This is a genomic window from Streptococcus sp. SP8 (genome assembly GCF_030440045.1).
Taxonomy (GTDB): domain Bacteria; phylum Bacillota; class Bacilli; order Lactobacillales; family Streptococcaceae; genus Streptococcus; species Streptococcus parasanguinis_I.
Window position 1 is genome coordinate 1 of the sequence record NZ_JAQFJL010000023.1, and the last position, 12,688, is coordinate 12,688.

The window sequence follows — 12,688 nt, forward strand, 5'->3', positions numbered from 1 at the left end:
CTTCACGCCAATTTGAACCAAGAAATTCATCGACAGTTAAATTTTTTCGTGCTTCAAGTTCAAATGGAATTTTACGATCACGTCTGATTTTATTGAAATATAAATTAATTGCTGTAGTATAGTCAAGCCCAATCTCCTTCAAGACCTCACCAACTTCCTGTTTTAATTCAGAGTCAATACTTAGATTCAATCTTGCTTTTGTAGTTGTAATAGCCATTTAAATCACCTCATCTTTTTGTGTACATTATACACAAAAAAACAGATTTTTTCAAACTATTTTTTCTCATTGAGAATTTTTTTGTATAAATTATCAAAAATTAATGTTGAAATAATTATTTTGGAACATTTTAAATTGAAATGATTAAGATATTTCATCAGAAACACCAACAGCCCCAACCGTTGGGGCTGTTTTTTTGCTTATTGTTCCACTTTCTGAAAAAGATATGTTTTTCGGAAACATATAATTATAAACTTTATAAACTTATATGTTCATAAAATTGAAGTTTATTTGTACCAAGTTGTATTTCAAATCACTTTTATTCGAAGAAAGATTTTAATAAAACCCCTCAATTTCAAGCTTCTATTGCTATTTTCTTCTACACTAAAATGAAGGATTTCATGCAGGGGGCATCTAAATCAACAGGAAAAAGCCTTGAAATCAAAGCTTTTTTGTTTGTCTATAGCATATCTCTTTTTTGTATATATTAACAATTAATAATTAATAATTGAGAAACAAATCCGATTCCTTCATACTCCCCAAACACCATCCCCCTATTCTCCCCCCACTTGTGGTATGATGGTAGAGTATGTTTAGGTGCCAAGCTACTTGAGCACCTCCGTGCTAAAAGGAGAACGAATATGAAAATCGCATGGAATGAAATTAAATACCAACCCAAGAAGTTTATCCTGATTGAGCTCCTCATTACCATTCTCATGTTTATGGTGGTGTTCTTGTCCGGGCTGACAAATGGACTGGGCCGTTCGGTATCGGCTCAAATCGATAACTATGGGTCGCTGCACTACATCCTTTCTACGGATTCAGAAGGGATTATCCCCTTTTCAACCATTACGGAGAAAGATTTAGATGAGGTCCAAAAGATAGAGGGGATGGACTATTCGGGTTTGTCCATCCAGCGGGCAACCGTCTCAAAATCAGAGGATTCCAACACTCTGGATATCACCTACTTCGCGACCGATCACAATGAAGAAGAAATCCTCAATCCAATCATGGAAGATACAGACCTCAAGATCTCCGACTTAAAGAAAAACGAGGTCATTTTGGACAGTTCTTTCAAAGAGGATGAGGGAATCCAAGTCGGCGATCGCGTGATCGATAAAACCTCTAAGCAAAAACTCAAGGTCGTGGCCTTCGCGAAAAATGCCAAATACGGCTACAGCGAGATTGGCTTTATCAGCTCGGAAACCTACACAGGCATGCGGCAAAAAACAGATCCAAGCTATCAATGGCAAGCCCAAACCCTTGTGACCAAGAAAAACATCCCTTCTAGTGATCTAGCCAGCAACTTAATGGTGGCGGATAAGAAGCAGGTGATCGATAAAATCCCTGGCTACAAGGCTCAAAACCTGACGCTACGGATGATCACGTGGGTGCTCTTGCTCGCTTCCTCTGCTATCCTTGGGGTTTTCTTCTATATCCTCACCCTGCAGAAGTTGAAACAGTTCGGCGTCTTGAAGGCTATTGGCATGTCCATGAGCCAGATTACCTATGTCCAACTATCCCAGCTCACCATTATCTCCCTCATCGGAGTGCTGCTGGGACTTGGCTTGGCAACCATGATGGTGCCATTTTTACCCAATAGCGTCCCTTCCTTTATGACCCTAAAGGACAATCTCACCATCTCGGTTAGCTTTATCCTGACCTCTATTTTGTGTGGTGCCTTGTCCCTTGTCAAAATCAAAAAAGTAGATCCAATCGAAGTCATTGGTGGAAATGGAGAATAAGATGGCCATTATTGCATTAGAAAATATCAGAAAATCCTACGCCGATGGTAGCCAGATGCACCATGTCCTCAATCAGCTTAATTTAAGCGTCGAACCCAACGAATTTGTCGCCATCTTGGGCCCTTCAGGATCTGGCAAGTCCACTCTCTTAGCCATCGCCGGCTTGCTTTTATCAGCGGATGAGGGGCGGATTCGCATCGCTGGCCAAGACTTGACCGGTCTCAACCAAGGCCAGTGGACGCAAAAACGGCTGGAATTACTCGGCTTTATCTTTCAGGATCACCAGCTCCTCTCCTATATGAAAATCGGTGACCAGTTAGAACTGGTAGCCAAATTAAAAGGAGAGAAGGACAAGAAAAAACGCCAAGAGGAAGTCAAATCCTTGTTGGCAGATCTTGACATCGAAGCTTGTTACCACCAATACCCGAATCAGATGTCCGGTGGGCAAAAGCAACGGGCAGCCATTGCTCGGGCCTTCATCGGAAATCCGCAGGTCATCTTAGCCGATGAACCAACAGCTAGCCTAGACCCAGATCGAGGGCAAGAAATCGCCCAATTGATCCAAAAAGAAGTCAAATCCAAAAACAAGAGCGCCATCATGGTGACCCATGACCGCTCCATCCTGACCTATGTAGATACCATTTATGAATTAAAACATGGCCAGTTACTAAAGGTAGAAAAGGTTGATTAAATACAAGAGAGTGGGACAGAAATCGGTAATTCGTTAGAATTCGATTTCGTCGTCCCACCTCCGCACAGTTGAGTAGGGCTGTAAAAGCTGATGAAATCAGCGTAGTAGAGCCCACTCAACCACTGCGTCTTGCTCAACAATCCAAAAATAATTGAGAGGCTAGGACTTTTGTCCCAGCCTCTTTTTATTCTTGTGGCTCCTTGGGCAGCTCCATACGGAAGCGCAAGCCCATAGCCGTTTTATCAAATTGGTAGGCCAGTTCTTCATGGTCTAGCAAGTGTTGGACCACAAAGAGTCCCAAGCCGCCTTCCTTCTTCTGACGGCTAGCAGTCATTGGCATCTCAGCGGTCTCTACCATTTCTTGACTGGTATTTTCAACCGCCAAGTGCGTTCCTTCTTCGAGACGGAGTTGGATCTCTCCACCGGCATCCGAATGCTTGACGGCATTACTAATGACATTTGAGAGGACCAATTTCAGAATGGCTGGGTCCATATAAACTGCTTTGTCAGGGATTTGATTGTTAATCGTGAGCGCGCGAGATTGAGCCAAGACCTTGTACTGGTCGAGGATCTGCTCTACGACCTGATCCAACTGGATCCATTCCTTGTCTCCGGCCAATTCTTGGACAGAGGAGAGAGACAGGATTTCTAGGACGATCTGGTTCATCTCATCGACGATATCGAGGGAGACCGACAGATAGCGGTCCCGGTCCTTGTAGCGGCCGATCTTATCCCGCATATTTTCTAGGATAATCTTCAAGCTGGCCAGAGGCGTCTTGAGCTCATGCGAGGCTCCCCGTAGGAATTCGACCTTCATCTGCTCCAACTTCAGATTTTCTTGTTTTTGCTGCTCTAGATTGTCAATCACCTCTAGGAGATGGTGATAGAGGTCGTTGATCTGTTGCTTGAGAACGCCGATCTCATCCTGCGAGTGAATGGGAAGACTGGCTGTCCGATCCAAGCGCTTCATCCGCTTGGTCATCTGCTTGATCTCAAGGATCGGAGCAGAAATCAGGCGGGCATAGAGATAGGAGGCAATCACTGACAGAACAAAGGAAGCAAGAAGACTATAGGGAAGAAAGCCCAGACTGATGTCCCGCGCTTCCTTTTGCGAATCGACGGTTGCTAAGAATTGCAAGGTCAAGTCTTTTCCCTCTTTGGTCTGGATCTTTCGCTCCTCAATGACCAGGGAATTGTTCTGACTGTTAGGGTTCAGGAGCAGGTCATCCTTGACCTCTAGGGCATTCTGTTTTTCCTTGCCCTTGATCGAGACCTTGATATCGTTGGTCTTGGAATAAAGGTCAATGACCGACTCAATGGTTCCTTCTTCCTGGCCTTGGAAACTCTTGGCCAGGGCCTGGGATTTCTTCAAAATCGTCTGGCGCTGGGACTCGATATAGGTCGAGGGGAAAATAAAGTAAACCGAAGCGTGTAGAAGGATGACTAAGCCACTAAATAGGGCAAAGGTGATCAGAAAGATCTTTGCAAAGATACTTCGTTTGGTCATGGTCTCTCCAATTTATAGCCGACATTGCGTACCGTTACGATACAGTCCAGCTCTAGTTTTTTTCGTAGTTCCTTGATATAGACATCGATCACCCGATCAAAAGGAATCTCCTCTGTCTCCTTCCAGACGGCATCGAGGATCTGAGAGCGGGTCCGGGCCTTGCCCTCATGCTGGAGCAAGTATTCCAAGATCTCCAACTCCTTGGCATTCATGGAGATAGGTTGACCAGCTAGGCTGGCTGTGTAGCTCTCAAAATCCACCCGTGCCTCTCCATAGGTGAAGACCCGGGAAGGCTGGAGCTTTTTAAAAATAGCTTCGATACGGACCTTTAAAAGTGACAAGGAGAAGGGTTTTTCCAGGTAGCCATCTGCCAACTCTCCAAAGGCCGTCAACTTATAGTCCTCGTCATGGAAGGCCGTCAGCATGAGGACAGGCACCGAGCTGGTCTTCCGGATGGTCTTGAGCACTTCCAAGCCATTGAGGATAGGGAGCTGGATATCCAGCAAGACCAGATCTGGCGCTTCTCTGTGAAAGAGGTCCAAGGCCTCCTGCCCATCACCTGCTTCAAAGACCTCATAGCCACATTCCATGAGATAGTCGCTCATCCCTTCGCGAATCAGGACTTCATCTTCTACGATTAGTATCTTCATACACTTTCCTTTTATCTAAGAAACTTCTTCTACCTCCTATTATACCCTATTTCTATTTTAGGAAACAATCTCTTATTCGACATCCACCAAGAGATCTTTTGGTTTCTTATGCAAGAGCCATTGAGAAGAAAGGATGGATACGAGAATCAAGAGGAGGCCGCCAACCAAAACAATCACCAACAATTGGCTCGGTTGGATGTCCATATGGAGGTCTGTTAGGGTCTTACTGAAGCTTTCTGCCTCAGCTCCACCACCAAGGTTGGCTGCAGAGGATTCTTGAGCCATTTGTTTGGCAATGCCACTGGTTACGTTCTTGAGTACCGTATCTCCGACTGTTTTGGCAAGAAGTCCTGCAACTCCATAGGAGAGGAGGAAGGCTGGGATGGAAATCATGACCAATTCTGCCACGAATTGCCCTGCAATCTGCACCTTGGAGAGTCCCAAAGCCAGCAAGATCCCAACTTCTCTGCGACGGGCATTGAGCCACAAGACGAGGAGAAGGGTGAGAAGCAAACTAGCAAAGATGAGGCTGCCGATAAACAAATAGTCCGCCACTTGGAACATGCTGCTGATGGATTTTTGCAAGGCTGGGTAGTTGGAAGAGCTCTTAACCAGGTCATAGAGGTTCCAGTCAATATCGAGTGCTTTGATTTTTTCGATCAAGGCATCCAGGTCCTGATCCCCTTTGGCAAAGAAGGTTGCATCCTCATAGGTAGCTGTTTGGACAGTATTGCCATAGAGTTTAGCAGCTGTATCCAGGTCAGAAATGAGGGTATCTTCATACAATTCTTGTGCGTAAGTTAGAGGAGCTTGGTTCTTCCCTGAGAACAAGCCCTTGATGGTCACTTCGACAGTTTCATTGGCCCCTTTTTCATTGTCAGCATCGTAGAGATTGGACTTGAGACGCACCTTATCGCCCACCTTAAGCCCATTCTTTTTCGCCAAATCTTCGTGCATGAGGATTTGGTTTTTGTCCTTATCCGTCAGATGCTCCCCTTGGACCAGCTTGTAGGCTCCAGAGACAAACTTATCTTCTTTTGAAGAGTCATTGACCCCTGTCACCATCAAGGTATTCTTGAAGTGCTTGGCCCGCTCTGGAGATTGATTTTGCAGGGTTTCTTCGGTCTCAATGATCTCGTGGTCTAGGATATCCGCGATGGCATTGATCCGCCTGATGGAGGAGGTGATCCCCTCTACCTGGCTGATTTTTTCGATATCCTCTCCTCTGAGATTCCCAGCTCCCCGAGGGGTTCCCGGATTGGTCCGTCGGTTGATCTGCATGGAGAAGCTATTGGTAATGGATCCCAGGCTTTCCGATGAAGCTTTTTGGGTCGCTCCCTTCATGGAGAGTCCGATCAAGCTCAAGGTCCCCATGAGGAGAATGATGGCAAAGAGCAAGAGGGACTTGGGCCATTTACGTGTGATATAAGCAAAAGCATTGCGCAACATAGCATTCCCTCCTTACTTGCTTTTCTCAACGAGGCTACGACGACTCAATTCCAAGACCACATCGGAGGCCTCCGCCACTTCCTTGCTATGGGTGACGACGATGACACATTTTTGGCGTTCCTTGGCCAGTTTCTTTAAAATGGCAATGATGTCACCAGCTGTCTGTTCATCAAGGTTTCCAGTCGGCTCATCTGCCAAGATGACAGGTGCTTCTGAAACGAGCGCACGCGCAATGGCCACCCGTTGCTGCTGCCCGCCGGATAGTTGCAGGACATTGCGTTTGATTTGGGTTTCATCCAGCCCCAATTCCAAGAGAATCTCTTTCCCAGCCTGTTTGTTGACCAGGCGGACATTTTCAAGTGGCGTCAAATAATCAATCAGATTGTAATTCTGAAAGACCAGGGAGACATGGTGCTTGCGGTGGTAGCTAGACCCTTTGGTCTGGATGTCCTCCCCATCAAAGAGAACCTGCCCCTTCTTGGGATTGTCCAGACCAGCCAAGAGGGAGAGGAGGGTCGATTTCCCTGCTCCAGACTGACCGATAATGCTGTAAAATGTCCCATTTGCGAACTGATAGTTCACGTCTGAGAAGATCTCTTCTTGGTAACTTTGGTAGCTATAGGATACATGTTTGAGTTCTAACATAGGTGTTATTTCTCCTTAACTCATTTTTGTTAATATTTCTTTTGGGCTCTTGCGCCAGATCATGCTGGTCGTTACACCGAGCGACAGAAGGATCAAGCACAAGAGGCTAGCATAGGCGATTCCTAAGGAAAGGCCTTGAGGGACTTGGTTGAGCAATTCTAGGGTTTGCTGTTGACCGGTCTGTCCGACAAACTGCTCTAAGAAACGATGGCTGACCATCCGCCCGATGAGAAAGGCTGGGATCACTGCTAGTAAGGATACCAGCACCACTTCCAAGAGGAACTGTCTAAAGATCCGGCCCTTGCTCTTCCCAATGGATAAGAGGACGCCGATTTCATGAATCCGCTCTCGTGTCCAGAGACTGAGTAAGAGCGATAGGGCACCTGCTCCCGTCACCAGGAGGACGATCATCATGATCCGCACCAGGCCTTCTAGGGTCTGAGAGGATTCCTTCATCTGGTCAAAGGCCTTGCGATCTTCGACCACGCGTAGCGATTGCCAATCCAGATCCAAGCTTTTGACTTGCTTCAAGAGGGCATCGATTTTCTCAGGATCTTTGACCCCAAAGGTGACCTGGGTCACTTCTTGCTGACTGAGACCAAGAAGCTTGGTCGCATCCTCATAAGAAAGGTAGACTTGGTTTTCACTCAAATCAGAGGTCATTCCTGTGAATTTTTCCTGTTTTTTACCCGAAAAGATCCCAACGATTTTAAAGGTTTGCTCTTTGGCAGGAGTCTCTCCCATCTGAAAGCTGGATAAGGTCAAGGAATCTCCGACCTTTAGCTTATTCTTCTTAGCCAACTCTTGGTGAATCAAGATCTGCCCGCGAGCCTTGTCGGATAAGTGCTTGCCTTGCACCAGTTGAAAACTGCCACTGCGGAAATCTAGGTGCTGGTCTGTCTTCTGGGTAAAAACAGCGCCTAGCGCTTGCTTGGCTTCCTGACCCAAATCATCCCGCTCTACCGACTGCTGCCCAGTCACCGCTTCTTTACCAAGAATACGAACGGGACTTTCATATTGAGGAACCATGGCTCCCACCCCAGCTAGCTGCTGCACCTTTTTAGCCTCCTTTAGAGGAAAGGGAGTAGCCCCCTGCTTACTGGTCAGGGCAAAGCTGGTCCCAGCCGACTGCTTGATATGTTCCTCTAACCTTCCTCCCACTTGCATCAGTGAAAAACAGAAATACAAGCAAGAAAGGATCAAAAGGAGAATCAGAAAGAGAACCAGATTCCTCGTTCTTTTTCGAGAAATATAGGCGATTGCCTGTTGTAAGAGCATGATCTTACCCTCCATTTCAAGGTCCATAGCAATGCAATGTGGACGCTTTCATCATTTGTTATAGTTATTATAGAAAAGAAATGTGAAATGTTTATGAAATAGAAAAAGTTTCCTAGATTTTCTAGGAAACTTTATTCGATTTAAATAATATTAGGAAAATATGCGTCCCACTTGCTTGACCTTATTTTTCAAAGACTCCTCCTTCTTGGATCTTTGAAAAGATCTGATCGGTCAGTCGAACATTTAAGAAGCTCCACAAGGCGAAACCACCAAAGGTAAAGAGATAAATAGCTGTCAGTAACCGTTCCGGACTACTAAGACTGATATAAACTACTGCCAGATTGAAGAAGACAAGAAAGATGGTTTGAATAGGATTTAAGAGAGCAATGAGGAAACTATTCAGACAGACCTTTCTTGTAGGGTCTTCAAAGAGGCCGATATAAGGGAAGATCAAGGTCATCCCTCCACATAGAAGGACGAAAAAGGGAAGCAAGATCCAAATTCCATACTCATTTAAGAAGGCCGTATTTGAAAAAAGACAGTAATCCAGATAAAGAAGGGCTGATAGTCCTAGACAAGTCAGCCAAATCACCGTCGCTTGCTTGAAATTGGTGCGAAAGAGACGGAAAAAATGAAAGACGAGATCCGTATCTTCCCCTTTCAACAAGCGGTGCCACATGGTTGCTAAAGCCGTAAGCGACGCACCGATCGTGAGAACCGGAAGGCAGCAAACGATAAACAAGGTGTTCAAGATAATGATGTCTGTCAACCGGGTCAAGATCTTGACCAAGCGTCCATCCAATGAAAATAATTTTTGCATCTTCTTCTCCTTGTGCTTCATCTCAATTTCTGCTACTTCCTCTAGGGAAGCACTCAGGGGCCTTAGGCCCCTGAGTTACTTACTTGAATCCATTTAGACCCCTGTTACTTCACTTCTTTTTGGTAACGATCATAGGCATCCTGTTGAATCTTCATAAAGTCATCAATGCCCATCTTCTTCAAGGTTGCTTTGTAATCATCCCATTCTTTTTCGATGCCCCCTTCTACTACCCATTTAGAAGCTTGTTGGGTAACATAAGAGTTGATATCTACATAAATAGAGGATAATTTGTTTAATTCTTCTTGAGAGTAGATGACATTTGGATATGCTGGCAAAGCGTATTGTTTCAATTCTTTGTCCATCTTCAATTTGAGGCCATCACCCTGTGTTTGGTCGATGTCGACATGACTATTGATATCATCCGACACATATTTTGGTCCAAAGTCACGAAGGGAATTGATCCAAGCCCATTCATCGGCAGATTTACCATCTTTTGGAGCCAAGACCTTGTACTTGTCACCATCTTTTTCAGTCGCAATACCAAAGGAGCCATAGAAGTTTTGGATGCTGGCATCATCCGTGTAGAATTTATCCAACCATTTGAGCAATTTTGCAGGGTCCTTGCACTTATTTGTGATCAGGATTTCATTGCGTCCATAGTTCAAATGATCTGGGTCAGAAATGACATATTGTTTGCCATCTGGGCCTTTCAATGCTGGGAGAGGAGCATATTCGCTGGCATGTTGGCCAAAGGTTGCATCTGCTGTCCAACCACTTGACACACCGACACGCGCCACACCCTTATCCATCCGTTTGGCAACAGACATAGAGGTATCTTCTGTAAAGAGTTCAGGGTCGATCAAGCCTTTCTTGTAGGCTTCATGCATCGCCGCTATCCCTTGTTTATAACTTTCTTCCGTCCGGAGGTAGACCGGTTTGCCATCTTTGACGGACATTTCATAGGTATTATCTCCACCCAGACGGTTGTTGAATGGCAAGATATAAGAGAAGGTCGGATCAAAGTTACCAGAGCCAAATGGAATTTCATCATTGACATCCCCATTGCCATTGGCATCTTTGTCCTTGAAGGCTTGTAAAACAGTCACCAATTCATCATAGGTTTCCGGCATCTTCAAGCCAAGGTTGTCCAGCCATTTCTTATTAATAAAGAGCTGGTTGCCGACGATTGGCCGCATTGGCAATTTCTTAGGCAGACTGTAAATATGACCATCTGGGTTGGTCACTATGGCTTTTAATTTCGGTTCTTTTTCAAAGGCCTTGTTCAAGTTTGGCATATTGTCCTTGATCAAGTCTTCCAATGGAATGAACATATTTTGGTTCTGAGCGATTTCAGAATCCGTAAAGGCATTGGATCCCAAGAATGCGTCTGGTAAATCTCCACTGGCTACAAGGACAGATTTCTTATCCGACCAGTCTGCAGCCACCATGGTATCCCATTTGATCTTGATACCTGATTCCTTGGCTGAATCATCTAGAAAACCTTTGTGATAGTCTTCCCCCCAATCCGACCAACGAACGGTCGTGATCTTGAAGGTATTTCCATCATTCTTGTCATTGCTTGATTTATTTGTGGAAGCTCCACAAGCCGTCAAGCCAGCTAAAGCAGCTGCTCCAAGGAGCAGATAGGCAAATTTCCTGTTTTTCATGATCTTCTCCTATTCTTTCAAGGCACCTATCATGACACCTTGATTAAAGTATTTTTGGACGAATGGATACAGCATCATAATCGGTGCTGTTGAGATAACGATGGCTGCATATTTCATCATATCAGCCTTAATACGGAGGTCAGAAGCTACCTCCCCTGTTGCTTGCGATTGCAACATTTGATTACTAATTAAGAGACGGCGCAGGATCAGTTGTAGGGGTTGGAGATTTTCATTGGTCAAATAAATCAAGGCATTGAACCAAGAATTCCAGATCCCTACTGCTGTCCAAAGTCCAATAACGGCAATAATAGCCTTGGACAAGGGGAGCACGATCTTTCTGAAGTAATGAATGGTTCCACAACCATCGATCTGGGCGGCTTCCCACATCCCTTCTGGAATACTATTGTTAAAGAAAGTTCGAGCTACAACGATATTGTAAGGAGAAACTGCAAATGGTACGACCATTACCCAGAAGGTGTCGACCAAACCCAATTGTTTGACTGTCAAATAAATGGGAATCAAGCCTCCAGAGACAAACATGGGAACGATAAAGAAGACACTGACCCATTTCTTAGCAAAGAGGTCCTTTCGCGACAAGGCGTAACCAGCCGGGATATTAATGACCAGGGCAACGATGGTTCCCACAACCGTGTAAAGGATGGTGTTGAGATAGCTCTTTAGAAATAAAGGCTGTTCAATCAAGCGTTGATAGCCATCTAGTCGCCATTCCCTCGGGATAAACCAAACCTTACCAGTTGCCACATCAGACGGATTACTGAAGGAGGCAATAATGACAAACCACAAAGGGTAGACAATCAAGAGAATCAAGCAAATCGCTAGACCATAGATAAAAACATCAAAGAGGATTTCTGACTTGGTCTTTCTCGCATGTTGAAACAATTTCACAATTTCTCCTCCTTTCTAGAACAATCCTGTCTTGGTATAGCGTTTCGCAAACCAGTTGACCGACAGTAAGATGATCAAGTTAACCAAGGTATTAAAGAGACCGATCGCTGTCGAATAACTATATTGAAAATTAATCATCCCCACTTTGTAGACATAGGTCGAAATGATTTCACTTCCTGCCAGATTGAGTGGATTTTGCAAGAGCAAGACCTTTTCAAAACCAACACTGAGTAGGCTGCCTGCTCTGAGAATCAAGAGAATCATCGCCGTTGGTAACAGTAAGGGTAAGTCAATATGACGGATTTTTTGCAATCGACTCGCCCCGTCCATAGTCGCTGCTTCATAAAAGGTTGGATCAATGGCTGATAGAGCGGCTAGATAGATGATACTATCCCAACCGATATGTTGCCAGACATCACTCCAGACATAGACACCCGCAAAGCTACCCGGTTTGGATAAGAGGGCAGGCATCTTTAAGCCGACCAATTTGAGGACATTGGCTAACAGTCCACTACTTGGAGAGAGAAAAAGAATAATCATCCCACACATGACCATGGTCGAGATAAAATGAGGCAAATAAGTTGTTACTTGAAAGATTTTTTTGAACTTGCCCACACGAATTTGGTTGCAAATGATGGCTAGAACAATCGGCAAGGGAAAACCAACCAGAATACTGTAAATAGAAATTTTCAAGGTATTCTTCATGGTTGTCGCAAATTGGAAGGATGAGAAGAACTGGTTAAAATACTTAAGACCAGCCCAAGGACTTCCAAATATCCCAGTAGCGGGAGAGTAATCTTTAAAAGCGATGACTAGACCCGCCATAGGGATATAGGCAAATAAAATCAATAAAATAATCGATGGCAGGAGCAGCACATATAAAGGAATATTTTTCTTAAATTTGCTCTGCTTCGCATTTACTTCGCTTTTCATAAGGCCCTCCTTTTCTTTCTCCTCTATTTTATAGGAATCCTTTCCATCTTTATAGAACTTTTTCGTGCATCTTCATTCACTTTTCCGTTTTCTCCACACAAAAACATGCACTTTCCCGATTTTTTTTACTTTAATATCGGTTTTGTTCATGAATCCGTTTTCAAATAGTGCTATAATATA

At 44.6% G+C, this 12,688-nt stretch carries 12 protein-coding genes; 2 read left to right on the forward strand and 10 right to left on the reverse strand.

Annotation, left to right across the window (positions count from 1 at the left end):
• A partial coding sequence (locus tag PCY11_RS10535; RefSeq protein ID WP_301362752.1) for a type II toxin-antitoxin system RelB/DinJ family antitoxin occupies window positions 1-217 on the reverse strand: 217 nt, incomplete at its 3' end.
• A 641-nt stretch (window positions 218-858) separates the two neighbouring features.
• On the opposite strand from PCY11_RS10535, the gene PCY11_RS10540 reads away from it, so the two are divergent.
• Together PCY11_RS10540 and PCY11_RS10545 are read left to right on the forward strand one after the other, a co-directional pair.
• Complete coding sequence (locus tag PCY11_RS10540) at window positions 859-1,962, forward strand: ABC transporter permease (RefSeq protein ID WP_070846072.1); 1,104 nt, start codon at window positions 859-861, stop codon at window positions 1,960-1,962.
• Between the two features lies 1 nt (window position 1,963).
• Complete coding sequence (locus PCY11_RS10545; protein WP_070846070.1) at window positions 1,964-2,653, forward strand: ABC transporter ATP-binding protein; 690 nt, start codon at window positions 1,964-1,966, stop codon at window positions 2,651-2,653.
• Window positions 2,654-2,837: 184 nt separating this feature from the next.
• Here PCY11_RS10545 and PCY11_RS10550 read toward each other — a convergent pair whose 3' ends face one another.
• From PCY11_RS10550 to PCY11_RS10590, 9 genes are all read right to left on the reverse strand, one after another.
• Window positions 2,838-4,160, reverse strand: a complete 1,323-nt coding sequence (locus PCY11_RS10550) for a HAMP domain-containing sensor histidine kinase (RefSeq protein WP_070846068.1) — start codon at window positions 4,158-4,160, stop codon at window positions 2,838-2,840.
• Window positions 4,157-4,810 (reverse strand): response regulator transcription factor, encoded by a 654-nt coding sequence (locus PCY11_RS10555; RefSeq protein ID WP_070846066.1) that lies wholly within the window; start codon window positions 4,808-4,810, stop codon window positions 4,157-4,159. The genes PCY11_RS10550 and PCY11_RS10555 overlap by 4 nt, the downstream gene beginning before the upstream one ends.
• A 72-nt stretch (window positions 4,811-4,882) precedes the next feature.
• Window positions 4,883-6,259 carry an ABC transporter permease gene (locus tag PCY11_RS10560; protein ID WP_070846064.1) on the reverse strand — a complete coding sequence of 459 codons (1,377 nt, stop codon included), beginning with the start codon at window positions 6,257-6,259 and terminating at the stop codon, window positions 4,883-4,885.
• Window positions 6,260-6,271: 12 nt separating this feature from the next.
• On the reverse strand, window positions 6,272-6,904 hold the full coding sequence (locus tag PCY11_RS10565; protein WP_070846062.1) for an ABC transporter ATP-binding protein: 633 nt from the start codon (window positions 6,902-6,904) through the stop codon (window positions 6,272-6,274).
• Window positions 6,905-6,919: 15 nt separating this feature from the next.
• A complete protein-coding gene (locus PCY11_RS10570; RefSeq protein ID WP_049506179.1) occupies window positions 6,920-8,182 on the reverse strand; it encodes an ABC transporter permease in 1,263 nt (420 codons plus the stop codon).
• Between the two features lie 181 nt (window positions 8,183-8,363).
• On the reverse strand, window positions 8,364-9,002 hold the full coding sequence (locus PCY11_RS10575; protein WP_049475286.1) for a YesL family protein: 639 nt from the start codon (window positions 9,000-9,002) through the stop codon (window positions 8,364-8,366).
• A gap of 104 nt (window positions 9,003-9,106) precedes the next feature.
• Window positions 9,107-10,669 (reverse strand): extracellular solute-binding protein, encoded by a 1,563-nt coding sequence (locus tag PCY11_RS10580; protein ID WP_070846060.1) that lies wholly within the window; start codon window positions 10,667-10,669, stop codon window positions 9,107-9,109.
• Between the two features lie 9 nt (window positions 10,670-10,678).
• Window positions 10,679-11,575: a carbohydrate ABC transporter permease gene (locus tag PCY11_RS10585; protein ID WP_049475288.1), complete on the reverse strand. Its 897-nt coding sequence runs from the start codon at window positions 11,573-11,575 to the stop codon at window positions 10,679-10,681.
• Window positions 11,576-11,590: 15 nt separating this feature from the next.
• The gene (locus tag PCY11_RS10590; RefSeq protein WP_021153492.1) at window positions 11,591-12,508 is read right to left on the reverse strand and encodes a sugar ABC transporter permease; all 918 of its coding nucleotides are present in this window, start codon (window positions 12,506-12,508) and stop codon (window positions 11,591-11,593) included.
• Window positions 12,509-12,688 lie beyond the last annotated feature (180 nt).